General features: G+C 54.3%; 21 protein-coding genes. 12 read left to right on the top strand and 9 right to left on the bottom strand.

Annotation, left to right across the window (positions count from 1 at the left end):
- Positions 1-76 precede the first annotated feature (76 nt).
- From AMM48_RS03445 to AMM48_RS03435, 3 genes are all read right to left on the bottom strand, one after another.
- Positions 77-748 (bottom strand): class I SAM-dependent methyltransferase, encoded by a 672-nt coding sequence (locus AMM48_RS03445; RefSeq protein WP_102782900.1) that lies wholly within the window; start codon positions 746-748, stop codon positions 77-79.
- A 28-nt stretch (positions 749-776) separates the two neighbouring features.
- The gene (locus AMM48_RS03440; RefSeq protein WP_102782899.1) at positions 777-2,000 is read right to left on the bottom strand and encodes a hypothetical protein; all 1,224 of its coding nucleotides are present in this window, start codon (positions 1,998-2,000) and stop codon (positions 777-779) included.
- Between the two features lie 131 nt (positions 2,001-2,131).
- Positions 2,132-3,352: a TIGR03862 family flavoprotein gene (locus AMM48_RS03435; protein ID WP_102782898.1), complete on the bottom strand. Its 1,221-nt coding sequence runs from the start codon at positions 3,350-3,352 to the stop codon at positions 2,132-2,134.
- Positions 3,353-3,668: 316 nt separating this feature from the next.
- On the opposite strand from AMM48_RS03435, the gene AMM48_RS03430 reads away from it, so the two are divergent.
- The 4 genes from AMM48_RS03430 to AMM48_RS03415 all read left to right on the top strand — a co-directional run bounded on the left by AMM48_RS03430 (position 3,669) and on the right by AMM48_RS03415 (position 6,979).
- Positions 3,669-4,730 (top strand): ABC transporter substrate-binding protein, encoded by a 1,062-nt coding sequence (locus tag AMM48_RS03430; RefSeq protein WP_102782897.1) that lies wholly within the window; start codon positions 3,669-3,671, stop codon positions 4,728-4,730.
- Positions 4,731-4,811: 81 nt separating this feature from the next.
- Entirely contained in the window at positions 4,812-5,585 is a 774-nt protein-coding gene (locus AMM48_RS03425) for an ABC transporter ATP-binding protein (protein WP_102782896.1), read from the top strand.
- Complete coding sequence (locus AMM48_RS03420; protein WP_101300808.1) at positions 5,575-6,384, top strand: ABC transporter permease; 810 nt, start codon at positions 5,575-5,577, stop codon at positions 6,382-6,384. The genes AMM48_RS03425 and AMM48_RS03420 overlap by 11 nt, the downstream gene beginning before the upstream one ends.
- A gap of 136 nt (positions 6,385-6,520) precedes the next feature.
- Complete coding sequence (locus tag AMM48_RS03415; protein ID WP_146030364.1) at positions 6,521-6,979, top strand: host attachment protein; 459 nt, start codon at positions 6,521-6,523, stop codon at positions 6,977-6,979.
- 63 nt (positions 6,980-7,042) lie between these two features.
- Here AMM48_RS03415 and AMM48_RS03410 read toward each other — a convergent pair whose 3' ends face one another.
- The 5 genes from AMM48_RS03410 to pcaQ form a co-directional block, all read right to left on the bottom strand.
- Positions 7,043-7,987, bottom strand: a complete 945-nt coding sequence (locus AMM48_RS03410; protein WP_102782894.1) for a helix-turn-helix domain-containing protein — start codon at positions 7,985-7,987, stop codon at positions 7,043-7,045.
- A gap of 118 nt (positions 7,988-8,105) precedes the next feature.
- On the bottom strand, positions 8,106-9,497 hold the full coding sequence (locus AMM48_RS03405; protein WP_102782893.1) for a TRAP transporter large permease: 1,392 nt from the start codon (positions 9,495-9,497) through the stop codon (positions 8,106-8,108).
- On the bottom strand, positions 9,490-9,987 hold the full coding sequence (locus AMM48_RS03400; protein WP_102782892.1) for a TRAP transporter small permease subunit: 498 nt from the start codon (positions 9,985-9,987) through the stop codon (positions 9,490-9,492). The genes AMM48_RS03405 and AMM48_RS03400 overlap by 8 nt, the downstream gene beginning before the upstream one ends.
- A gap of 97 nt (positions 9,988-10,084) precedes the next feature.
- Positions 10,085-11,116, bottom strand: a complete 1,032-nt coding sequence (locus AMM48_RS03395) for a TRAP transporter substrate-binding protein (protein WP_102782891.1) — start codon at positions 11,114-11,116, stop codon at positions 10,085-10,087.
- Positions 11,117-11,346: 230 nt separating this feature from the next.
- Positions 11,347-12,288, bottom strand: coding sequence for a pca operon transcription factor PcaQ (pcaQ, locus tag AMM48_RS03390; RefSeq protein ID WP_022732497.1), 942 nt, complete (start codon positions 12,286-12,288; stop codon positions 11,347-11,349).
- A 152-nt stretch (positions 12,289-12,440) separates the two neighbouring features.
- Here pcaQ and pcaD point away from each other — a divergent pair, with 152 nt between their 5' ends.
- From pcaD to AMM48_RS03350, 8 genes are all read left to right on the top strand, one after another.
- Positions 12,441-13,241 carry a 3-oxoadipate enol-lactonase gene (pcaD, locus tag AMM48_RS03385; RefSeq protein WP_102782890.1) on the top strand — a complete coding sequence of 267 codons (801 nt, stop codon included), beginning with the start codon at positions 12,441-12,443 and terminating at the stop codon, positions 13,239-13,241.
- Positions 13,234-13,626 carry a 4-carboxymuconolactone decarboxylase gene (pcaC, locus tag AMM48_RS03380; RefSeq protein ID WP_022732495.1) on the top strand — a complete coding sequence of 131 codons (393 nt, stop codon included), beginning with the start codon at positions 13,234-13,236 and terminating at the stop codon, positions 13,624-13,626. The genes pcaD and pcaC overlap by 8 nt, the downstream gene beginning before the upstream one ends.
- 4 nt (positions 13,627-13,630) lie before the next feature.
- Positions 13,631-14,332 carry a protocatechuate 3,4-dioxygenase subunit beta gene (gene pcaH, locus AMM48_RS03375; RefSeq protein ID WP_102782889.1) on the top strand — a complete coding sequence of 234 codons (702 nt, stop codon included), beginning with the start codon at positions 13,631-13,633 and terminating at the stop codon, positions 14,330-14,332.
- Between the two features lie 3 nt (positions 14,333-14,335).
- Positions 14,336-14,923: a protocatechuate 3,4-dioxygenase subunit alpha gene (pcaG, locus tag AMM48_RS03370; RefSeq protein WP_102782888.1), complete on the top strand. Its 588-nt coding sequence runs from the start codon at positions 14,336-14,338 to the stop codon at positions 14,921-14,923.
- A 141-nt stretch (positions 14,924-15,064) separates the two neighbouring features.
- Positions 15,065-15,919, top strand: a complete 855-nt coding sequence (locus tag AMM48_RS03365) for a CoA transferase subunit A (protein ID WP_102782887.1) — start codon at positions 15,065-15,067, stop codon at positions 15,917-15,919.
- 14 nt (positions 15,920-15,933) lie between these two features.
- Positions 15,934-16,707: a CoA-transferase subunit beta gene (locus AMM48_RS03360; protein WP_102782886.1), complete on the top strand. Its 774-nt coding sequence runs from the start codon at positions 15,934-15,936 to the stop codon at positions 16,705-16,707.
- Positions 16,708-16,730: 23 nt separating this feature from the next.
- Positions 16,731-17,936 (top strand): 3-oxoadipyl-CoA thiolase, encoded by a 1,206-nt coding sequence (gene pcaF, locus AMM48_RS03355; RefSeq protein ID WP_102782885.1) that lies wholly within the window; start codon positions 16,731-16,733, stop codon positions 17,934-17,936.
- Between the two features lie 140 nt (positions 17,937-18,076).
- Positions 18,077-19,414 (top strand): 3-carboxy-cis,cis-muconate cycloisomerase, encoded by a 1,338-nt coding sequence (locus tag AMM48_RS03350; RefSeq protein WP_102782884.1) that lies wholly within the window; start codon positions 18,077-18,079, stop codon positions 19,412-19,414.
- Positions 19,415-19,471: 57 nt separating this feature from the next.
- Here the strand turns inward: AMM48_RS03350 and AMM48_RS03345 are convergent, their stop codons facing one another.
- Positions 19,472-20,347, bottom strand: coding sequence for a MurR/RpiR family transcriptional regulator (locus AMM48_RS03345; RefSeq protein WP_158246415.1), 876 nt, complete (start codon positions 20,345-20,347; stop codon positions 19,472-19,474).
- Positions 20,348-20,678: the final 331 nt, after the last annotated feature.

Here is a 20,678-nt window from a genome sequence, read left to right as displayed (position 1 = left end):
AATGGATCGCATTTATGGTGTGGGGTGTTTCAGGTTGTGGGTGGGAAATGTCGGGCAGTGGATTGAAATCGCAGGGTTATTTGACGCGGTAGACATCATAGAAAACATGCGTCTTATCCCCGAAATCCTTATGGTTCGGCAGATAGGGCATCGGGTCAGAATGCGATATTTGTTCCCAGAGTCCCGCGCGCGTGGTGGCGGTCAGCACCTTAACAAAGGCATCGTCATACAGATCTGCGCGGTGGGTGAAACTGACGATGCCGCCGCGTTTGACCACGCGGCAAAACTCGGCCATCAGTTTGCGTTTTTCACGCACATAGGTCAGCGTTCCGATGCATTGCACGGCGGCAAAACCATTGTCGCCAAAGGCCAGCGGCTTGTTCATATCGCGCTTTTTAAGGTGGCGATAGACGCCCTTGGCCTCGGCGGCTTGCAGTGATTCTAGTGATAAATCAATCCCGGTGAGGTCGGTATATCCGGCACGTGCGAGTTCCTGCCCGGTCAGGCCGGTGCCACATCCGGCATCCAAAATCGGCGCATCAAACGCGATATCCTGTGCGACCATGATGGCAGCCGCGCGCATTGGTGCGTCATAGCCCATCTTGGGCAAATCAGCGTCATAGCTTTCGGCCCATTTATCGTAATAGGCCGCCAGACGTTGCGGATCGGCATCCGTCATGCGGGTCAGTTCAGATGCGCTATCGGAAATATCATGACGATTGGCAGTGCCATCACGGGCGTCGACCATGGTTTTGCCTCCATCAGTCAGAAGTAATTCAAAACTTTAGTCTAACAGAATTCACCGTATCCAGAGTGTGGATGTCAGCTTCCCCAATTACGCTTCCGTCAGTGAAAATGCTTCCGTTAATCAAATCGTCATTTTCAATGTCTCTGAATTGATCGAGTGTTTCAAGAGACGTAATGTTGTTTAAGTTGCCTCTGGTGGACAAATGAGACAGCTCCTTTAGTACTGAGAGTCGCATGCCAACGAAAATGAACCTGTCAAGTTTGGGGAATATTTTGTATCGGATATCAACTGGTGTAGCTTCTTGGCGACGAACGTCGAATGTGTTTTCGCTTTGAACAGGGATCAGCGGTATTATCGCGTATCGTTCACCGGCTATGCTAATTGCAAAAAAGGTGTGCTCCGCTCTGCTATGCTCACCGTCAGATAAAATGATGGTTGCGAGCTCGTTGTAACCCATGAGCTGTAACCAATTAGAGTAGTTTACTCGTCGAACATAGGAAGGTGGCACGTTGGCGGCGTTTGGGGCCTCTGTTTCTTCGGGGTCAACGACAGCTAACAGCGATTCCTCATTGAAGGGGTCTTCAAGTTCCCGCAATAGAACGGCGAAGGCATAAGACTTTTTAAGCGGCGGTGAAAATTTTACTCCCCATGATTTTAACTGGGAAAGCGCTTTAGCTAGTGGTGCCTTCAAATTCGATGCGGTCTCCGGCGCAACGAACGAGCCTTTAGCTTCTACCAAAATGCGATCTTTCGGCGTCTTCTCGAAAACAAAGTCAGGAGATTCACCATTCTTGGCTACTTTGTGGTCTCTCCTGAAATCATCAAAATGACTGCAAAATGGATATCCTTTACTTTCAAAGTATAGAATTGATAAACCCTGTGAAATTTCACCTGCTGATGTTGAAGATGAAAAATCTTTGTATAATTTTGAGCCGCCACGTATTAGACGTATTTTTGAGCTTTTGGAGGAAATTATTGTGTTAAACTTAAACACGTTTCCTAGTAGTATTTGTAAGAATATGGTTGTTGTAAGTCCTCGTGATAACTGAGCTTTTGTCACTCCATGAAATAATCCCCATTTCGAAAAAATGAATGGTGTTATCTTGTGTTTTTTGATTGGTTTTAAGTGTTTTTTCTTTGTTTGGATGTCAATTTTTCGACTTGTGAGGTCATACGTTTGAATCTCGTATTTCATGTTCGTAGGTGCGACCTTGTTTACGAACCCACCGAAATGCCAGTAATCAAAAAACACTATCAATGCCCCCTTTGAGAGAAAACTATCTACGTTTTGTTTCCTATTAGGAGCATACCTGTATTTTCTTGTCGTCCAAAGTGGTTTTGGTTGTAATGAAGTAGGCTGAAAACTCGATAATGATACTTCTCTCAATAGGAGTTTCTATAGCCAAGACACCCACTCAACAAATACCCCCCCGTCGGCGCTTCCCAATCTACCATTTCGCCCAAGCAATAGGTGCCGGGGCGGTTTTTGAGTTGGAAAGTCTCGTCGAGTTCTTCCCATGCCACACCGCCTGCGGTGCTGATCGCTTCATCAATCGGGCGGGGTTTGGTGATTTTTATGGGCAGCGCCTTGATCGCGGTGGCGAATTTGGTTAGGTCGTTCAGGGTTTCGCGCGGGGTAACTTCGAAAATCAGGGCGGTTTTGGTGGCATCTAAGCCCAGTGTTTTGCGCAGGTGGTTGCCGAGTGAATTTTTGCTGCGGGGTTTGGTGAGGCGGGTGGTGACGTCTTCAAGCGTGCGATCGGGGCAGAGGTCCAGCGTTACGGTGGCGGTGCCGGTTTCAAGCCATTGATCGCGGAGTGTGGCCGAGATGGCATAGACCGCGCTGCCTTCGACGCCGGTTTTGGCAATGACGAATTCGCCGCGCACGGTGTGGCTGCCGCAGGTGAGTGACACCGGTTTGACCGGTTGTCCGGCGCATTTTTCGATCAAATGATCGGTCCAGTTGACGTCAAAGCCGCAATTGGCCGGTTTGAACGGGGTGCATTTGATCCCGGTATTTTGCAGGATATCCATCCATTTGCCGTCTGATCCCAGTCGTTTCCAGCTTCCGCCGCCCAAGGCCAGAATGGTGATGTCGGCCTGTGCCGTGATCTCGCCATCTGGGGTTTTAAAAACCGCCTGATCGGCGTCATTCCAGCCGGTCCAATAGTGGCGATAGTGGATTTTGCAGCCCAAGCCGTCCAGACGTTTGAGCCACGCACGCAAAAGCGGGCTTGCCTTCATCGCGGTCGGGAACACCCGGCCCGAAGACCCGACAAAGGTTTCAATCCCAAGCCCCGTACACCAGTCGCGGATTTGAGCGGGGCCGAATTTTCTAAGGTGTGGTTCGAGGCGTTCGCGGGATGCGCCATAGCGGGTCAGGAAGGTTTCGAGGTCTTCGCTGTGGGTGATGTTCAGGCCCGATTTCCCGGCCATCAGGAATTTGCGCCCGGCACTTGGCATGCCTTCATACAGAGTTACCCCATATCCTTCGCCCGCCAACCGTTCGGCGGCCATCAGCCCGGCGGGACCGGCACCGATGATCATGGCGGTTTTGCCGTTGGGGGCGGGGGCGGGGGCGGATGTCGGGGATTGTTCTGGCATGATTGGCCTTGTGTGCGGGTGAAGGTGGTGTGCTGGTTTTAGCCTGTTTCGGGTGGGGTGGCAATTTGTGTGGGGATGTTTGGTTGGGTTGGAGCTTGTGGGGCGAGATTCCCGCCTTCGCGGGAATGACGTTTGTATTGATCTCGTGCCGGGCGTTCCACTGTCGGGTGAAATATCGTTTCATGCTGATTGCCTGTTTGGGGCAAAACCCGCCAATTTTCGTACAATAGACGCTAAACATTGGCAATTTGGCGCTTAATCGGCTACCAAAATTGCGAACACATAAATGAACAAAAAATGGTTTTGAGGAGGAAACATGCGTTCACATGATTTATGGCGGGGTGCCGCAACAGCCGCCCGTCGTTCGGTGCTGGCGGTTGCTCTTGGTGCGACTGTGTTGGGGGCCGGGGCGGCAAGTGCGGCTGAGAAAATCAATATTGCCGCGCTGACATTCGTTTCAAGCTCGCCTTTGTTTATCGCCAAGGAAAAGGGCTATTTCGCCGACGAGGGGCTTGATGCGGAAATCACGTTTTTCCGGTCGGCACAGCCGGTCGCGGTGGCGATTGCATCGGGGGATGCTGATTTTGGCGTGACCGCATTCACGGGCGGGTTCTTTAACCTTGCGGGCAAGGGCGCGCTTAAGGTGATTGGTGCGCAGCTTCATGAAGATGCCGGCTATGACGGATCGGCGATTTTGGCGTCGAACAAGGCGTTTGAGGCCGGTTTGACGTCGGTTGATAAGCTGGGCGGGCATAGCTTTGCGCTGTCACAAGTTGGGTCGTCATTCCATTACATGATTGGCAATGTGGCTGAGAAGGCCGGTGTGGACCTTGAGAGCATGGAGCTTAAGCCGCTTCAGTCCGTGCCCAACATGATTGGTGCGCTTAAAAGCGGGCAGGTCGATAGCATGATCATTGTGCCGCACATTGCAAAGCCGCTGGCCAATGCCGGGGCGGCGCACATCATTGGCTGGGTCAAGGATTATGTGCCTTATCAGGTTGGTGGTCTGTTTACATCGGCCAGCAATGTTGAAGAGCGTCGCGATGTGGTCGAGAAATTCGTGCGCGCCTATCAAAAAGGCGTGGCCGATTACCGGGCGGGGCTTTTGGCAACGGACGGCGATGGCAAGCTTGTGAAAAGTGACACGACCGACGAGATTCTTGAGATCGTGCACAAGTATGTCTATAGCGACGATCCGGCCGAGAAGGCCTATCCGAAAATCCGCAATGGCGCGATGTTCATTACCGAGGAAGGCAAACTTGATGTCGAGGACGTCAAGGCACAGGTCAAATGGTATCAGGAGCGTGGCTACGTTTCCGAAGATGCCAACCCGGATGAATTCATCGATACGAGCTTTATTGCCCCGCTTGGTCAGTAAGGCGACGTGACATGATGCCGGGCCGAAGCACCATGCCTTCGGCCCGGTTTGCATTTGTTTATTCCCTTAAAAGAGAGCGCCATGCGCCTTCATATCAAAAATGTCAGTCATAGCTATGATCAGGTCGAAGCATTGCGCGACATTGATTTTGGCATTGAACCGGGCGAGGTCGTGGCCCTGATCGGGCCGTCTGGCTGTGGTAAATCCACACTTTTGTCGATCATTGGCGGGTTGTTGAAACCGACCGGCGGGGAGGTCCTGATGTGTGATCAGGCAAAACCCGAGGGGTGCTTAAACCCGCTGACCTATGTTTTTCAGGACTTTGCGCTTTTGCCGTGGCGCACGGTTGCGGGCAATATTAGTCTGGTGCTGGAAGACCATGCATTGTCCAAATCCGAACGTGATGAGCGCATTGCGGAAGTTTTGGCGCAAACCAATCTTTCGGACTTTGCCGATGCCTACCCCAAACAGCTTTCGGGTGGCATGAAGCAGCGGGTGGGGATTGCGCGGGCCCTTTCGGTGCGCCCGGCGGTCCTGTTGATGGATGAGCCGTTATCGGCCCTTGATGCGCAGACGCGGATTTTGTTGCTCGATGAGTTTTCCGACATGTTTGCGCGCACCGGCATGACGGCGGTTTATGTGACCCATAACCTGAATGAAGCGGTGCGGCTGGCCCATAAGGTGGTGGCCCTGCGCCGACGTCCGGGCACGATCAAGGAAATCCATAGCATTGATGTTCCGATCAAGGATCGGGTTGAGGGCATGCCCGAATTAATCGCGCATGAGCAGGCGCTTTGGGCGTTGATCCGCGATGAAGCGATTGCGGCCGATAAGGAGCTTGAACATGTCGCGTGATGTTGAGCAGGGCGCACCGGCATCACTGGTGCGGTTCCGGGCGACGGGGTTTAACCCGAAATCCAATCCGGTGGCGGCATGGGCCAGCTTTGTGGTGGTGATTGCGCTTTGGCAATTGGGATCAAGCACCGGGTTTATTTCCGAACTTGCGATGCCAAGCCCGGTGGCGGTGGCCAAGGCACTTTGGCAGTTGATTGTGTCGGGGGACCTTTGGCTGCACCTTGGCGCATCGTTGCAGCGCCTTGTTGGTGGCTGGATCATGGGGACGGTGGCCGGATTGGTCGTCGGTTTTCTGGTTGGCATGTTTACATGGGCCAGATCGCCCGGTGTGGCGTTGGTGTCGGCCCTGTTTCCGATCCCGAAAATTGCATTGTTGCCGTTGTTCATCATCTGGTTTGGCATTGGCGAGCCATCGAAATTTGCCACCATTGCCTTTGGCGTGTTTTTCCCGACCGTGATCAATACGTTTGGCGGGGTGGATAACGTGCAGCGCAACCTGATCCGCATGGGGCAAAGCTTTGATTTGCCGATGACCTCGGTGGTGCGCAAGATCATATTGCCCGGTGCATTGCCCACCATTTTGTCAGGTTTTCGCATTTCATCGTCGATTGCGATTATCCTGCTGATTGCGGCCGAGATGATTGGCGCGCAATACGGGATCGGGGCGCTTATTCTGGCGGCCGGGAACCTGTATCAGACCGATCAATTGATTGCCGGTGTGGTGGTGTTGTCCTTGATGGGCTTGTGCGTTTCGTGGTTGCTGGGGCGGCTTGATCGCTGGTTGCTGGGCTGGCGGTAACGGCAATAGCAGAAGTGAGATAAAAAGGGCTGGTCGTTTGACCGGCCCTTTTTGCATCTTGGGCCACGCGATATGGAACATCATCGGGCTTGCGCGCGTTGGCGGGGTATCTGCAACAACAAATGGCAGGTTTGAAATGCCCCATAAGAACCAGTGGATCCTTGTCGCCGATGGTGGCCGCGCACATGTGATTTCCGTGCATAACGATGCCGAAGGCCGTCATTTGGAAACCGTTCATGAAATGATTGCGGATAATCGTTCAAGTTCGGACATTGCCAGTGACAAGCCCGGTCGCGGCTTTGCCAGCCCCGGCGGGAATCAGCAACGCCACGCTATGCCGCCAAGTACCGATCCCCATGAACATGCCCAGGTCGAGTTTGTTGATGACGTGATGTCGTATTTGACGGCAAAGCGTAATGACGGAAAGTTTGACAATCTGATCGTGGTGGCACCACCCAAAATCATGGGCACAGTCCGTCAGAAAATGTCAAAACCGGTTGAACAGGCGCTTGATGGTGAAATCACCAAGGATTTGACCAAACTGCCGTTAAGCGATCTTCCCGAACATCTGAGCGGCACGGGTGGCTGGTTATAGCGCCATCTTGCGATAGCCCGGAATGCGGGAATGCGTCATTCCGGGCGCAGCACAGCGCAGACCTTAGCGGTGATCACGCCGGAACTCTGCCGGTGGCATGTCGGCGTGTTTGGCGAAAAAGCGTGAAAAATATCCGGCATCGCGAAAGCCCAGTTCACCGGCGATCTGCTGAATGGCGATGTCGGTATAAATAAGGGTGCGCTTGGCTTCCAGCATCAGGCGGTTTTGCACAACCTCGCTTGCGGTCATACCATATATGTCCTTGGCAATGCGGTTGAGCTGGGTGGTGGTGATGCCGATTTCACGCGCATAGAATTCAAGTGGTTTGTGCTGTTTGTAAAAACTTTCGACCAGCGACTGGAATTTGCGGAATTTGCCGGTTTTCTGTTCCTGACGCGATAGGCGGGCGGCATCGCTGCTTGGGATGTTGCGCCCGATATCAAGCAGCAACAGACCCAGAATATGACGCAGCGCAAACAGCCGTCCGGTTTTGTGGCTGTAATATTCCAAGACCAGCTGTTTGATCAGAAAATCCATCGGGGCCTGTTGATCGGACGGGGTTCTGGTATCGACACAGACCGCCTGATCAAGCCGGGCCAGCAGTTTTGGCGCGGGAGCGAGGATTTGACCGAGATGGTAATCGGTCAGTGAAATCACCCAGCCATCAATATCATCACTGAATTTAAAGCCATGGACAGTGCCCGGCGGGACAGTGATCAATTGCCCGACATGCATGGGAAATTGCTGGTCGTCAAAACTGATATTTGCCTGCCCGTGGGTGATGTAGAGCAACTGAAACAGGTTGGTATGGCGGTGCGGTTTGATGTGCCAGTCATGCAGGCGCGATCGTTCGGGAATGCTTTCAAGGTGAAAGAATTCCGGTTCGGTGATCGGTTGTGGTTCGGCGGTGCTGTTGCCTGGATCGCGCGTGGCATCCAACCCGCCAGCCGTTCGGGCATTGGCATCACGTTCGCCATAGAGTTTATAGATCGGGATGCTGTTGCGCATGGGTTTTCTTATGATGGGGCACGGAAACGGATGACCGAGTTTACCCTGTTTTCGGTGTGATCAAAAGAAAAGCCCGCCATCGGAAATGGCGGGCTTTGGTGTTCTTATTGGTAACTGGCTATCCACCGAGGAACGAGGGCACAAACAAGGTGAGTGCCGGGACGAAGATGATCAGAAAAATACGGATAATCTCTGCGCCAAAGAACGGCATCACACCCCGGAAGGTCTGGCTCATCGGGACACCCTTGGCCAGCGCGTTAATGATAAACACGTTAAGCCCGACGGGTGGTGTTATCAGCCCCAATTCGACGACAATCAGAGCGAGAATACCAAACCAGATTTTAAGGTCCTCGGCCCCCATGCCATAGGCCGCCGTTGCCGCCGTTGCCCAATCGCCACCATTGATGTCAACAAGGGCCGGCCAGAAGAACGGGATCACCACGACGATCATCGACAGGCTTTCCATGAAGCAGCCCAGAACGATCAGGGCGAGGAGCATCAGAACCATGATCAGCCACGGATCAAGGCCGCTGGTGGCCGCAGCTTCGGCCATATAGGCCGGAAGGTTGGCACGGCTAAAGAAGCCTTTAAGGATTTCGGCACCCAGAAGGATGAAGAAAATCATCGAAGACGTTACCGCCGTGTCCTTAAGCGACTGAACCAGCCCCTTCATCGACAGGCCGCCCTTACCACGCCAACGCATGTAGGCGCCATATACCAGAATGGCGAACACGCCAACACCGGCAGCCGGGGTCGGGGTGAACAGACCGGCACCCAGACCCAGAATGATCGCGCCAAAGATCACCATGACAGGGATCAGGCGCAGCAGGGCTTCTTTGCGTTCGGCCGGGGGCATCGGGGCGGGTATCGGGGCCAGTGACGGGTTGATGCGCACCTGAATGGCAATCACCGCCATAAAGAACAGAACCGCGATGAGGCCCGGAATGATCGCGGCTTGAAACATCTGAATGATTGATGCTTCGACGGTGACCGCATAGATCACAAGGGCGACCGATGGCGGGATCAGGATGCCAAGTGTGCCGCCCGCCGCCAGCGTACCGGTTGCCAGACGCGGCGAATATTTCAGCCGGTCGAGTTCAGGCAGGGCGACTTTGCCCATGGTCGATGCGGTGGCAAGCGATGATCCGCAGACCGCGCCAAACCCGGCGCAGGCACCAATGGCGGCCATGGCAACGCCCCCCCGGAACCGGCCAAGGATGGCATTGACCCCCTGAAACAAATCGCGTGACAGGTTGGCCTGACTGGCAAGATAGCCCATCAAGACAAACAGCGGCACGACGGACAGTTCATAGTTCGACACAATCCCGTAAAACAGGGATTTGAATTGCTGCAGATACGGATCAAACCGCAGGAACGGGAAGAACAGGCTGAGCACATAGTTGCCGCCAATCCCGACACCCACCATTGCAAGGCCAACCGGAACGCGCAGTGCGAGAATGAAGAACAGCAGCCCAAGGCCACCAAGGCCGATTAATTCGCGTTCAGACATTGGACTCTCTTTCGAAAACCTGATTTCCGGCAATCAGCGCCCACAGGAACATCGATGCGATGCCCGGCACATAAAACGGCCAGATCTGCCACCCCAGAATTGCCGAAAGCGTATTGTCGCTGCGCACTTCGATCAGTCCATGCACCATCATATAGCCAAGGAACAGTGCCAGCAGCGTCATGCAGATGCCCGATGCCGTGTCGACAACACGGGCAAACCACGTCGGAAACATTTTAATGAACACGTCAACAGCGACATGGCCGTGGCGCGACTGGCAGTAGGGAAAGAACATCAATGCTGCCGAACTGACGATCATGCTGACGAAATCTTCGTAGCCGATGATCGCGGGGACATTGGCGTCAAACAGTCGGGCCAGTTTGTCGAGGCCAAACGCGGTCACATTGACCATCGTCACCACAGCAATCAGCAGGGCAAGAAACCCGCCGGCAACGGCAAACCAGGCGGCGGCCTTATTTAGCACGTTTTTCATATGATTAGGGTCCGGACCTTAACAATCTCGCGGGAAAAACAGGGTCACGCATCGCATGATACGTGACCCCACAAGATTTTCCAGTACCTTGAAAAGGTTACTTGGTATGGGACAGAACGGCTGCTTTGGCGTCTTCGACCAGTTTTGCACCGTCGATACCATTCGAGCTTGCTTCTTCGATCCAGCGATCCACAACGGTTGCGGCCGGGGCATCAAAGGTTGCTTTTTGTTCTGCCGTCAGCTGAACGACCTGACCTTTGCCATCGTTGATCATTTTTTTGCCGACTTCTTCGACGTCGTTAAAGACATCGCCGATATGACCGGCAAACTCACGACCGGAATTGCGATCAAGGATTTCCTTGAGATCATCAGGCAGGCTGTCGTAACGGTCCTTGTTCATCGCGAACAGGAAGGTCGAGGTGCCAAAGCGTGAATTTACACCTTCGCCTTCGACGGAATAGGAAACCAGTTCAGCCAGTTTAAGTGGCGGCACCACTTCGAACGGCACCAGACCGCCATCAACAACGCCAAGTGACATTGCCTGCGGCAGAGCCGGGACCGGCATGCCAACGGGTTCAGCGCCCCATGCTTCGATCATCCATGACCCGGTACGGGTCGGGGTGCGCAGTTTCAGGCCTTTGACGTCTTCAACCGTGCGGACGTCTTTTTCGGTCAGATGGATGGCCTGACCGGCATGAACGTGAACCGCAAGGGTATGAACGTCTTTCAGGTCTTCGGCGTATTCGTCTTTGAGGTCCCACATCGCAAGGTTGGTTGCGCGTGCATCACCAAGGTGAACGCCCGGAAGTTCAAAGACTTCCAAACGCGGGAACACACCCGGGGTATAACCCGGCAGGGTCCAGACGATATCAGCAACACCATCACGGACCTGACGATACAGTTCCGGCGGGTTGCCGCCCAAAGACATGGACGGGAAGATTTCAAACTTGATACGGCCGTTTGATTCTTCTTCGATTTTCTTTGCCCATGGCTCGATCATTTTCGACTGGGCCGGTGCTTTCGGACCCAGGAAATGGTGAACGGTCAGGGTAACTTCCTGTGCGTGTGCGCCGAACGACACCATGGTCGCGACAGCAGCACCAGCCAGCAATTTGGTGATGTGTTTCATTCTTCCTCCTTTGAACGTTTTGCCGCGTTCATAACACTGGCAAACGTTTCAGCCACGATGCGCACCCTTAAAGTACGAAGTTTTCCAAGATATTTTATTCTTGTTTTTAGGACTGTTTTTAGGCGTGGCCTGCGGTTGACGCAGTTCTGCCATGCCGATTTTGAACCAATCTAATGGGCACGAGATGGTTATGTATAATGATATGTAAGCACATATGCATAACCAAACGATTATGACTTCCTGCTCGAAAGTGTTGTGTGATGGGCGGATGCTTCTTCACGTACGGCATTGATCAACATTTCGACGGGGGGCGATACCGGGCTATCAATTCGGGTGGTCAAGCCCACCGGACCAAAGGTGTCGCTGGTATCAATCGGCAGTTCAACCAAGTTACCCTCGGCGATATCGGATGCCACAGCCCCGTTTGATATGATCCAAATCGCATCGGTTTCACGGGTAAAGGCCCGACCAAAAGATGTCGAAACAGTTTCGATCCGGTCCGGTAGGGCACCGATCCCATGGGCAATCAGCATTTTATCAACCGTCGAATGAATGATCGCGTGTTTGGGCGGGACCAGAACCGTAAATTCGCGAATGCGGGTGATGTCGGGGTTTTTATCGGCCAATAATGGATGGCCGGGGCGGGCGACCAGCGAAATATGTTCGGAATAGAGATGGATGAACGACAATCCCGACATCTGATCAGGTTCGGCCAGCCGTCCGACCACCAGATCAAGCTCACCAACGCGTAATTGCCCCATCAACATGACGTTTGGCCCGGCGACAACCTTTACGGTGGTGTCAGGGCTAAGCGCCTTGAACCGGCGAATGGCGGCGGGCATCACACTTGCCGCAACCGTTGGCAAAACGCCAAGATTAATCGACAATCCACCTTGCATGCGGACCTGACTGATGCTGTCGACACCTTGGCGCAAGGCCGTGACACTGGCCCCGGCATAGCGCAGGAACACCTTGCCAAAATCGGTCAGGGTGACACCGCGTTTTGATCGGTCGAACAGCCGCGCATCAAGATGTTCTTCAAGTTCGCGGATGGTTTTTGAGACGGCGGGCTGGGTGATTGACAATGTATCGGCGGCTTTGCCAACGCTGCGTTGGCGGGCAACTTCGAGAAAACACGTCAGGTGGCGAAACTTAATACGTTGGTCCAGCATGCTACCCTGCTACCGTGAGGCGGATCGTTATTGGGATCGTCTTATTTATGGTACTTGTATACTTATATAGTTATGCAAAATACGCAAATCCTCATTTTACATAACCAAAACCGTCTGAGAATGTAGGGCGAAATAGTCAGGGTGGAAACGACATGAGTTTACACGTCGCCCCGATCAACGGGACACATATCCATTATGCCCAGACCGGCCCAAAAGACGGCCCGGTGCTGGTTTTTTCGAATTCTCTCGGTACCGATTTGCGGATCTGGGACGATGTTGTTGCCGGGCTTTCGGACCGGTTTAACATTGTCACCTATGACAAACGCGGTCACGGGCTTTCAGGGATTGGTGATGCGCCATATGACGTGGCGTTGCATGCCAATGACCTGATCGGGTTGCTGGATCATCTTGGTCTTGATCAGGTGATCATTTGCGGTCTGTCGGTGGGTGGTTTGATTGCCCAGAAAGTTATCGCCGAGCAGCCAGAGCGTATTCGTGGCCTGATCCTGTGTGATACCGCATCGAAACTTGGCGATTATGACGGCTGGAACAGCCGGATTGAGGCGATCAAGGCCGACGGGATCGAGGTTCTGGGTGATGCGATTATGGAACGCTGGTTGTCGCCTGATTTTCGTGCCAACCGTCCGCTTGAAACCGCGATGTATCGCGACATGCTGGTCCGCACGACCGCAGATGGCTATATCGGTACCTGTGTCGCACTTCGCGACGGGGACTTGCGCGATGCGGCGGGCAAAATTTCTGTGCCGACCTTATGCATCTGTGGATCAGTTGACCTTGCAACGCCGCCCGATGTGGTGCGCGCAATGGCGGACATGATCCCGAATGCGACATTTGAACTGATCGACGGGGTCGGGCATTTGCCGTGCATCGAAACCCCGGAACAGCTTACCCGGTTGATCGACCGATTTACCAAGGAGAATAACCTTGTCTGAGAGCCGGTATGACGTTGGCATGAAAACCCGCCGTTCTGTTTTGGGCGATGCGCATGTGGATCGTGCATCGAAAAACATCACCGAAATTGACGAAGGTTTTCAGCGCTATATCACTGAAAATGTCTGGAACGGTGTCTGGACGAGTGACAAATTTACCAAGCGTGAACGTTCGATTGTGACCATCGCTCTTCTGGCGGGGCTTGGTCATGAAGAAGAACTTGCCATGCACATTCGCGCGACACTCAATACCGGAGCGACGCGCGATGATATCCGTGAAACCCTGATGCATGTTGCGGTCTATGCCGGTGTTCCCGCCGCCAATACGGCTTTCCGCATTGCCAAACAAACCTATGCCGAGATCGACGCGGCGCCCAAGGGAGAGTAGTCACATGTCCGTTTTCAAACCGCGTGATTGGGGATCCCACGCCCCGCTTATTGCGCCGGGTTACAAGTCCACCTTGTTGCGTGGCCCGTCGCGTCCGCCGCTTGCGATCAAATCAGGATTGACCGAGGGGACAGGCCCGCGCTTTGCCCCGGCATCGGTGCGTGAATTTGATTTCGATCTGACCAAAAACGGCATCACCAATGGTGAGCCGCTTGGCGAGCGCATTGTGGTGCATGGGCGTGTGCTTGATACCGATGGCCGCCCGCAGCCCGATATTGTTGTTGAAATCTGGCAGGCCAATGCGGCCGGGCGTTATGTGCATAAAGTTGACCAGCATGACGCACCGCTTGATCCGAACTTCCGGGGATCGGGCCGGTGCATCACCGATGCCAACGGCAATTACATGTTCTATACGATTAAGCCCGGCGCCTATCCGTGGGGCAACCATTTCAACGCGTGGCGTCCAAACCATATCCATCTGTCGGTGTTTGGTCCGGGGTTTGCCACCCGTCTTGTCACCCAGATGTATTTTCCGGGCGATCCGTTGCTTGATCTTGATCCGATCTTCCTTGAAACCAAGGATGCGGCGGCGCGCGAACGTCTGATTGCCAAATTCTCGATTGAGAAGACCGAGGAGGGCTTTGCCCTTGGTTATCAGTTTGACATTGTCCTTCGCGGACGCAACGGCACCCCGATGGAGAATTAAGTCATGGCATATGGTGAAACCCCCTCACAGACGGTTGGCCCGTATTTCGCCTATGGCCTGACCGCTGGACAGTATGGATACGACTTTAGCGATATCGTCAATCCGACCGTTGCCGGCCCGGATGCCGATGGCGAGCACATCCGCATTACCGGCACCGTTTTTGACGGCGAAGGTAATCGCGTAAATGATGCGATGATCGAAATCTGGCAGGCCGATGCCAATGGTGTTTACAGCGAAAATCCGGTTGATGTTGCCGATAGTGGTTTCCGCGGCCTTGGCCGTTGCGGGACGGGCACGGATGCCGATAACCGGTTCTGGTTTGAGACGATCAAACCCGGTGTGGTCGAAGATGCCAAGGCACCGCTTGTCAATGTGATTGTCTTTATGCGCGGCATGCTTGTTCACGCCTTTACCCGGTTTTATTTCGATGATGAGGCCGCGTTGAATGCCAAGGACGATGTCCTGCAATCAGTACCCGCCGATCGTCGCGACACCTTGATTGCCAAGCGTGTCGAAACGTCGACCGGAATTGAATACCGGATCGATATCCACATGCAGGGGAATGCGGAAACCGTGTTCTTCGACGTGTAAGTCGATCTGGCGCGATGGCTGTGGGTGCTGCTTTGGGGAAAGCCAGCTGTCACAGCCATCGACCCTTATTCCTAACGTTATCAGGGCTCTGGCCCCGCGTTTGTTCTGTTTTGTTGGTTTGATACCACAGGAGTTTTTGCCGTGGTTGCACGTTTCATGACGCTTAAACAAGCCGTCGCATCCTGCATTAAGGATGGCGACACCATCGCGATGGAAGGGTTCACCCATCTGATCCCGCATGCCGCCGGGCATGAAGTGATCCGTCAGGGGATCAAGGATTTGACCCTGATCCGGATGACGCCAGATGTGATTTACGATCAGTTGATCGGGGCGGGTTGTGCCAAGAAACTGGTGTTTTCATGGGGTGGTAATCCCGGGGTTGGATCGTTGCATCGTCTGCGCGAAGCGGTTCAGGAACACTGGCCGCATAAACTTGAAATCGAAGAACACAGTCACGCGGCGATGGCAAATGCCTATGACGCCGGGGCGGCGGGCCTGCCGTGTGCGGTATTTAAAGGATACCGTGGTGCGGAATTGCCGCGTGTGAACAAGAATATCAAGTTCATCGAATGCCCGTTCACTGGCGAAAGTTTGGCCGCGGTGCCGTCAATCCGCCCGGACGCGACGGTTGTGCATGCCCAGAAAGCCAACAAAAAGGGCGATGTCCTGTTTGAAGGCATTGTCGGCGTGCAAAAAGAAGCTGTTCTGGCCGCCAAGAAATCGATCATTACGGTCGAAGAGATCGTTGATGATTTTGGTGATATTTCGCCAAATGCTGTGATGTTGCCGAATTGGGCCGTGACCGCGATTGTCGAGGTGCCGGGTGGCGCACATCCGTCCTATGCCCAAGGATATTACAAGCGCGACAATGCGTTTTATAAGGCGTGGGACCCGATTGCGCGCGACCGCGAGGCGTTTAAAGCCTGGATCGAAGAACATGTGATGAATGGCGGGCCCGAAGATTTCGCGGCCAAGTGTCGCGCCAACAAAGCGTAAGCGGAGAAAAGATCATGGTTGACTATACCCCGACTGAAATGATGACGGTATCCGCCGCACGTGCGCTTAAAAACGACGATGTGTGCTTTGTTGGTATTGGCATGCCGTCTGCGGCCTGTAATCTGGCGCGGTTGACCCATGCGCCGCAACTGACGCTGATTTATGAAAGTGGCACGATTGGCACCAAGCCAGATGTTTTGCCGTTATCCATCGGTGATGGTGAGCTGTGTGAAACGGCGATGAACACCGTGGCCGTGCCGGAAATGTTCCGTTATTGGCTTCAGGGTGGCAAGATTTCGGTCGGCTTCCTTGGTGCGGCACAGCTTGATAAATTTGGCAACATCAACACCACTGTGATTGGCGATTACGACGATCCCAAAGTCCGCCTTCCGGGCGGTGGTGGTGCGCCGGAGATTGCGACAAGCTGCGGCGAAGTGTTTTTGGTGATGAAGCAAAGCAAACGCGGTTTTGTGCAAAAGATCGATTTTGTGACGTCGCTGGGGCATGGCACGGGCGGGGATGATCGCGCGTCCTATGGTGTGGATACCAAGGGACCGTCGCGTTTGATTACCGATCTTTGCATCATGGAACCGCATCCGGTGGGCAAACAGTTCATCGTGACGTCGATCCATCCCGGTGTGACGCGCGAAGATATCATCGAAAATACCGGCTGGGACGTTGAATTTGCAGACGAAGTTGCGCAAACTCCGATCCCGAATGAAAACGAGCTTAAAGTTCTGCGTGAACTGCATGCCCGTACCGCCAAGGCCCATGAAGGCCAGCAGTAAGACTGCCAGCAAGGATCAAGAACATGGCTGACGCATATATTTGCGATTACATCCGCACCCCGATTGGCCGCTTTGGTGGCAGCCTGTCTCAGGTGCGCGCCGATGATTTGGGCGCTATTCCGCTTAAGGCGTTGATGGACCGCAATCCCGGTGTCGATTTTGGCGCGGTGGAAGACATCATTTTTGGCTGTGCCAATCAGGCCGGTGAAGACAACCGTAACGTTGCACGCATGTCCGCACTTTTGGCCGGTTTGCCTGAAACAGTGACCGGCACCACGGTCAACCGCCTGTGCGGGTCGGGCATGGATGCGATCATTATTGCCGCGCGTGCGATCAAGGCCGGTGAAGCCGATTTGATGATTGCGGGTGGTGTTGAAAGCATGTCACGTGCACCGTTTGTGATGCCCAAGGCATCCTCGGCCTTTTCGCGCAATGCGGAAATCTATGACACGACGATTGGCTGGCGGTTTGTGAACCCGGTGATGAAGAAACAGTACGGCGTGGAATCCATGCCCGAAACCGGTGAAAACGTCGCCGAGGATTTCAAAGTTTCGCGCGAAGATCAGGACGCATTTGCCGCCCGATCACAGGACAAAGCCGTTGCGGCACAGGAAAACGGTATTCTGGGCGAAGAAATTACCCCGGTGACCATTCCACAACGCAAGGCCGATCCGGTTATTGTCGATAAGGATGAACATCCGCGTCCGGGTACCACGGCGGAAAAGCTGTCTAAATTGCCGACCCCGTTCCGCGAAGGCGGATCGGTGACGGCGGGCAATGCATCGGGTGTCAATGATGGCGCGGCGGCTTTGATCATCGCGTCTGAAGCAGCGGTCAAGAAATACGGCCTGACGCCGATTGCCAAGGTTGTTGGCGGTGCGACGGCGGGTGTTGCGCCGCGCATCATGGGCTTTGGCCCGGCACTGGCCAGCAAAAAGCTTTTGACGCGTTTGGGCTGGACCACCGATCAGCTTGATGTGATTGAGTTGAACGAAGCCTTTGCATCGCAAGGTTTGGCGACCCTTCGTGATCTTGGCATTGCCGATGATGATGCGCGGGTGAACCCCAATGGCGGGGCGATTGCGCTTGGTCATCCGTTGGGTATGTCGGGTGCACGTATTGCAGGGACGGCAGCCCTTCAGCTTAAACGCACCGGGGGTAAATATGCGCTGGCGACCATGTGCATTGGCGTTGGTCAGGGCATCGCGATTGCGCTTGAGGCGGTTTAATCTTGACTGATTTTTAAAGCCAAGCCCCTGTGCCGGTTGACGGGCAGGGGCTTGGCTTTTTGCGGTGTTGACCAACGGTGTTGGTGGCGCGACACTCGCACCCTGATTTCACACCTGTTGATGATGGTGGATTAAGCCTGATGACCATTTCGCCCTTTGATTCCGCCCTGCTTGGCGGTCTTTTCGCCGACCGCGAAATCGCCGAACTGTTTGAGGACAGCGCGCAGATTGCATCGATGCTGTTGTTTGAGGCAGCATTGGCCGCCGCCCAAGCGCGCGCGGGCGTGATCCCCGAAGCAAGTGCGACCAGAATTGCCGAGGTGTGCCGCGATTTTCAGCCTGACCCGGCAAGTTTGGCGGCGGGTACGGCAAGTTCAGGCGTGCCGGTTCCGGCATTGGTTAAGGCGCTTAAGGCGGAAATTGATGGCGGTGATGCGCGCTACGTGCATTTCGGGGCGACCAGTCAGGATGTGGTTGATACCGGGCTTGTGTTGCGGCTACGCGATGTCATTTCGATCATGCGGCGGCGCATTCGCAAACTGGCCAAATCGCTTTCGGTCATGTCCGAGACACACCGCAACACTGTGATGATCGGGCGGACCCGATCCCAACAGGCCGTGCCGACGACATTCGGACTTAAGGCAGCGGGCTGGTTAGCACCGTTGGTGCGGATTGATCGGCGGATTGAGGGGCTTTCGCATGATTTGCTGCGCCTGTCGTTTGGTGGGGCTGCGGGGACGCTGGCATCCCTTGGGGGTAAGGCCGCAGCGGTTGAAAACAATCTGGCGGAGGAACTTGATCTTGAAACCAGCGACATGCCATGGCATGCGCAGCGTGATGTTTTGGTCGATTTCGCCAGCCAGTTAACAGCGTTAACCGGCGCGCTGGGCAAGATGGGGCAGGACCTTGTTTTACTCGCGCAGTCGGAAATTGCCGAAGTCCAGCCGGGCAAGGGTGGGGGATCATCGACCATGCCCCATAAATCCAATCCGGTGCAGGCGGAAATGCTGGTGACGTTGGCGCGGTTTAATGCCGGTCAGTTGGGGACCTTTGCCCAGTCGCAGCTTCATGATCACGAACGATCCGGGTCAAGCTGGCTTCTGGAATGGTTGACCTTGCCGCAAATGATTATGGCGGCGGGAACCGCACTTGCGCAGGCAGTCGATATGGTGCCCGCGCTTAAAGTTAATCAGGACCGCATGGCGGCCAATCTTGACCTGTCACGCGGGGCGATGCTGGCCGAGGCGGCGACATTTGCGCTGGCCGATCATGTGGGGCGCGATGCGGCGGATAAATTGGTCAAGGATGGCCTGGCGCGCTCGGCGTCCAATCAATCCAATCTGTTTGATGAACTGCCCAAACTGACCGATGCGCCGGTGGATTGGGCAGCGGTGCGTGATCCAGCCAATTATGTCGGGCAATCGGATGCCTACATCGACCGGGTTCTGGCCACGGCCAAGCGTGGGTTGCGCGATTAGATACTGCTGATACACTGATGTGCGGCAGCGGTTTTCTTGAGATGCGTGGCCTCGAACTTATGGTTGGGAGGGGCGGCGCAAAGCTTCAAGATGTTTGATGCGTGCGCGAACTTGGTCTGGGTTATGTTGACCCACACCTTCGAGCAGGGCTTCAAGCATGACCATGCTGGCGGCCGAGCTGTCCCATGTCGTGCCGGTTTCGATGCGCACCGGGAAAACGTGGCGGGCAAACTGGGCGATGGGGCTTAGCCACTGGTCGGTAAACAGGATGATCTTTGCGTCCTGTTTTGAGGCGGCTTCGGCAAAGGCAATCACATCAGACTGATAGCGACGGACATCAAAGATAACCAGAACGTCGCGCTTGCCGATATCAAGAAGATCTTCTGCCCATTTTGCACTTTGGCCCGACACGCGGCGGACATGGCTTCGCATGGTGCGAAGATGTTCATAGGCATAGACCGCCAGTGCTGATGTGAAACGCCCCCCCAGCAAATAAACAGATCCTTTGCAATCACCGATCAGTTTGATCGCGCTTTGCAATTCCGCCGGATTGATATTGGCAAGGCTGGTTCGAATGTTGTTGGTTGCTGCTTCTGCGATTTCATGAAGTAGTTCACCCATCGGATGGCTGGACCGGTTGCGTGACCGGGGCAGGCTGCTTCGGGTCAAGGGTGACTGAAGGCGTGCTTCGAGTTCGCCACGTAGTCTGGCCTGCATGTCGGGGTAGCTGTCAAAGCCGATTTTACTGGCGAAACGCAGGACCGTCGGGGCAGAAACGCCGCAACGATCAGCAAAAGTCGCAACCGTCTCAAGCCCGGCCATTGGATAATTGCCAAGCAGGGCATGGGCCAGCTTGCGTTCCGATGCCGTCAGCGTATCAGCCTTTTGCGTGATTTGTTCGGCGACGGTTGGTTTTGTGTCCTGCTGCGTCACGTCCAAGTGCAACTTTCCCCGTTCATACCATTCACCCAGAATGGTCAAGTACCCCTGTATAGGTAGGGTCAGGCGCGGTTTAACCTGCCTGTCATACAAATACAATGATTGTAATGAATTTTACAACAACTGATGTTCTTGTCATGAAAATTGAATTCATGTAACGTTCATTACAAAGGGTTAAACCCATGCCGCGAAAAGCAGCAAAATAATTCAATGACTTGGTGATTGTTCGGTCTTTCAGGGAGGCGGGTTATCACGCGGCATGTCCCGTCATGGGGGCATGCATTCAAGGGGGCGTAATATGGGTTGTCAGGGCCTGAAGTCTTTC

Origin of the sequence: Thalassospira sp. GB04J01 (assembly GCF_000751115.1) — a bacterium.
Lineage (GTDB): Bacteria > Pseudomonadota > Alphaproteobacteria > Rhodospirillales > Thalassospiraceae > Thalassospira > Thalassospira lucentensis.
Note: the sequence above shows the minus strand (reverse complement) of the source record. Positions and strands in the feature narration are given on the sequence as shown.

What these genes read in the sequence shown, in the direction of transcription:
- AMM48_RS03445 (WP_102782900.1), bottom strand. Translation starts at nt 748, where the DNA reads ATGGTCGACGCCCGTGATGGCACTGCCAATCGTCATGATATTTCCGAT.
- AMM48_RS03435 (WP_102782898.1), bottom strand. Translation starts at nt 3,352, where the DNA reads ATGCCAGAACAATCCCCGACATCCGCCCCCGCCCCCGCCCCCAACGGC.
- AMM48_RS03430 (WP_102782897.1), top strand. Translation starts at nt 3,669, where the DNA reads ATGCGTTCACATGATTTATGGCGGGGTGCCGCAACAGCCGCCCGTCGT.
- AMM48_RS03425 (WP_102782896.1), top strand. Translation starts at nt 4,812, where the DNA reads ATGCGCCTTCATATCAAAAATGTCAGTCATAGCTATGATCAGGTCGAA.
- AMM48_RS03420 (WP_101300808.1), top strand. Translation starts at nt 5,575, where the DNA reads ATGTCGCGTGATGTTGAGCAGGGCGCACCGGCATCACTGGTGCGGTTC.
- AMM48_RS03415 (WP_146030364.1), top strand. Translation starts at nt 6,521, where the DNA reads ATGCCCCATAAGAACCAGTGGATCCTTGTCGCCGATGGTGGCCGCGCA.
- AMM48_RS03410 (WP_102782894.1), bottom strand. Translation starts at nt 7,987, where the DNA reads ATGCGCAACAGCATCCCGATCTATAAACTCTATGGCGAACGTGATGCC.
- AMM48_RS03405 (WP_102782893.1), bottom strand. Translation starts at nt 9,497, where the DNA reads ATGTCTGAACGCGAATTAATCGGCCTTGGTGGCCTTGGGCTGCTGTTC.
- AMM48_RS03400 (WP_102782892.1), bottom strand. Translation starts at nt 9,987, where the DNA reads ATGAAAAACGTGCTAAATAAGGCCGCCGCCTGGTTTGCCGTTGCCGGC.
- AMM48_RS03395 (WP_102782891.1), bottom strand. Translation starts at nt 11,116, where the DNA reads ATGAAACACATCACCAAATTGCTGGCTGGTGCTGCTGTCGCGACCATG.
- pcaQ (WP_022732497.1), bottom strand. Translation starts at nt 12,288, where the DNA reads ATGCTGGACCAACGTATTAAGTTTCGCCACCTGACGTGTTTTCTCGAA.
- pcaD (WP_102782890.1), top strand. Translation starts at nt 12,441, where the DNA reads ATGAGTTTACACGTCGCCCCGATCAACGGGACACATATCCATTATGCC.
- pcaH (WP_102782889.1), top strand. Translation starts at nt 13,631, where the DNA reads ATGTCCGTTTTCAAACCGCGTGATTGGGGATCCCACGCCCCGCTTATT.
- pcaG (WP_102782888.1), top strand. Translation starts at nt 14,336, where the DNA reads ATGGCATATGGTGAAACCCCCTCACAGACGGTTGGCCCGTATTTCGCC.
- AMM48_RS03360 (WP_102782886.1), top strand. Translation starts at nt 15,934, where the DNA reads ATGGTTGACTATACCCCGACTGAAATGATGACGGTATCCGCCGCACGT.
- pcaF (WP_102782885.1), top strand. Translation starts at nt 16,731, where the DNA reads ATGGCTGACGCATATATTTGCGATTACATCCGCACCCCGATTGGCCGC.
- AMM48_RS03350 (WP_102782884.1), top strand. Translation starts at nt 18,077, where the DNA reads ATGACCATTTCGCCCTTTGATTCCGCCCTGCTTGGCGGTCTTTTCGCC.